Below are 2,061 nucleotides of genomic sequence, written 5' to 3' on the forward strand. Positions count from 1 at the left end.
CTGTGGTTCACGATTGGCTCAAGGATAGTAGAGCCTGGGGGATGGATATTCCCAAAGAATTGCGGCAAGGAAATTTAGATAAAGTGTTGCGGCGGTTGTCTGGTACTTGGACAAGTCTAGGTTATGGAATAGAAACCAATAGCATGAGTAAACACTTGCCAAAGGTTTATCAACAGATGCTTGAGGAAGAACTAAACCGCTAATCCTTCATTATCGCATGCTTGCAGAAAATTAACAAATTTTTTTTAAGCAGTTCTTAATTTTGTATTGAGAACTGCTATAAAAAGCAATGACTAAGGGCTAAGGACTAATATAGCGCTACGCGCAAGTAAGAAGTCAGAAGTCAGAAGTCAGAAGTAAGCTATGAGTAAGTTTCGGAGTTTACAAATGTCTTAATCTGAATGCGTAGTGCTATATAGCGCTACGCGCAAGGGTTTGCATATGCGCTACTTGAGGTGCTACAGATGGTGCTACTTGAGGTGCCGTCAGCCGTGAGCTTTTAGCTCACGCTACTTGAGGTGCCGTCAGCCTTTGGCTCACGCTACTTGAGGTGTCGTCAGCTTATTTTATACAAAAGCACCGATTGCGCTACGCGCACGCTGCGCGAACAGTAGCGTGGCACAGACTTCTAGCCTATGAAGTAACGCTATGGGCATAAACTGTTCCCGTAGCGTGGCCATTCGCTTAGCCTGGCCTTTGGCCAAGGACTTTGGCTAAGAGCTGATAGCTGATAGCTGATAGCACCTCAAGTAGCACCATCTGTAGCGCATATGCTTACCGCGCAAGTCAGAAGTCAAAGGTGCGCTTTCCGTAGGCGAATTAAATTCGCCACGGGTCGCACCTAAAAGTAAGCTATTTAATACGTAGTGCTATAAATAACTATTTTATTAAATTTTACCAGAGCAAAAATTGTCGATAATTATTCCTTTGATAACGCCAAACTTACTTCATTGTTATTCACACATTTTTTAATTTACCCTAGTATTTATACAAGCTAATTGACTGACCAAATTATCCTTAGCCAAAGATAAAATCAGGGAATAGAATAGGCAAGCTTGTGATGGTGAATCCCTAGTAAAGACTGACAAAGCATTCTAGGTCAGATTATCCTGAATTCTATCAGTTAACCCGTATAAGTAGTCAACAGCGATAAATTATAATTATTGTTCAGTAAATAAAAATTATGGTAAAAATTCAAGCTGAAAGTTTTGAAAATCTAACGAATTTTGTAACTGATAATAATGAGGATGCTGAGGGTGGTTCACTGCTCAGAATACCTTTTGGAATTGGTTCTAATGCCTCCTCTGGTACTGCTAGCACAACCTTTGATTTACCTACTGGTAACTACGAAGTCAGGCTGGGCTACTTTGATGAGACTGATGGGGATAGCACCATAGATATCACTATTGGCGATACCGTATTGCCAACATTAACTCTCGATCAACCCCCTGATGGTGCTGGTATTAACCCTGATGCTGATAGTTTCGTCAATGAACAAATTAGCAGTACCGTATTCATCAACAATGGAGACCTGATCACAATTAACGGTACTCGTGATGGCCAGGAATTTGCCCGAATTGACTTCATTGAATTCATTCCACTCGATGAGAATCTGATTGCAGTAGATGACACCGCTACCACTCAACAAAATACAGAGGTAAATATTGATGTTTTAGAAAATGACACTGATCTTGACGGAAACAGCACTCTGACCATTGTCACTGATGCCAATAATGGTACTGCAGAAGTGGATGACAATGGCACTCCTGGAGACTTCAGTGATGATTCTGTGATTTACACTCCTGAGGATGGTTTCAGTGGACCTGACAGTTTTACCTATGAGTTAAGCAATGGTCTAACTACTCAAACAGCTACTGTTGACATTGACGTTACTGGTGTTGACGAGAACAGTCTGATTGCAGTAGATGACACCACTACTACTGAAGAAAATACAGCGGTAACCATTGATGTTTTACAAAATGACACTGATGTTGACGGAAACGGCACTGTAACCATTCTCAATGATCCCAGCAATGGTACTGCAGTAGTGGATGACAATGG

3 protein-coding genes are annotated in these 2,061 nt (G+C 41.4%); 2 read left to right on the forward strand and 1 reads right to left on the reverse strand.

Translation table 11 applies throughout. The features are described 5' to 3' along the window. The coding region (locus tag F6K49_RS43655; RefSeq protein WP_293108007.1) for a glycoside hydrolase family protein at window positions 1-203 on the forward strand (203 nt) is incomplete at its 5' end. A 363-nt stretch (window positions 204-566) separates the two neighbouring features. On the opposite strand, the gene F6K49_RS43660 is transcribed toward F6K49_RS43655, so the two are convergent. Then, on the reverse strand, window positions 567-704 hold the full coding sequence (locus F6K49_RS43660) for a hypothetical protein (protein WP_293108011.1): 138 nt from the start codon (window positions 702-704) through the stop codon (window positions 567-569). Window positions 705-1,183: 479 nt separating this feature from the next. Here F6K49_RS43660 and F6K49_RS43665 point away from each other — a divergent pair. Next, window positions 1,184-2,061 (forward strand): Ig-like domain-containing protein (locus tag F6K49_RS43665; RefSeq protein ID WP_293108014.1); only part of this gene is annotated, 878 nt, incomplete at its 3' end.

The organism is Moorena sp. SIO3I6, assembly GCF_010672095.1.